At 76.2% G+C, this 496-nt stretch carries 2 pseudogenes; both read right to left on the bottom strand.

The annotated features are described in order from the left end of the window. Positions 1-209 (bottom strand): annotated as a pseudogene (locus KBX53_RS35520) (CrcB family protein); the annotation flags it as partial. Positions 210-285: 76 nt separating this feature from the next. Beyond that, positions 286-496, bottom strand: a pseudogene (locus KBX53_RS35515) (SAM-dependent methyltransferase); the annotation flags it as partial.

The following is a 496-nucleotide window of genomic DNA, read 5'->3' as shown; positions in this document are numbered from 1 at the left end:
GACGTGTTGATGGTGAACGTGGCCCACGGGAAGCCGGTCGGCGGGTGCGGAACGGCGTGTTGCAGACCGGCCCGGGCCAGCGCGCCGAGCACGCCGCCGGCCGCGATCACCGCGAGAATCGTCGCGGGGCGCGCGGTCAGCTCGCGGCGGTCGGCGGGGACGCGCAGATCGACGTCGGGGTCGGTACGCGGCTCGAACGGCTCTGGCACGGCTCCTCAGCGTAGTGCCGGCGTCAGCGGCGTCAGCACTGCCGTCGGCTTGCCGCGCTGCCGGCGGAGGGTGGTGTCAGCGCACTGCCGCCACCGCGGCGTCCGGGCCGCCGCGCCAGAGCGTGCCGACCTCGCGGAAACCGGCGGCGGTGAGCGCGGCGAGGTGCCAGGAGACCGGTGGGTTCCACTCGGGGCTGTGCCCGGTCGGGTAGATCGCGTGACGCCGGGCGACCAGCGGGGCGAGCGCCGGATCGGCGCCGGCCCGCTCCCACCAGTCCGACCAGGAC

It is taken from the genome of Micromonospora sp. M51, assembly GCF_018070305.1.
Lineage (GTDB): Bacteria > Actinomycetota > Actinomycetes > Mycobacteriales > Micromonosporaceae > Micromonospora > Micromonospora parva.
The sequence above is the reverse complement of the archived record's forward strand: the minus strand, read 5'-3'. Positions and strand labels throughout refer to the sequence as shown.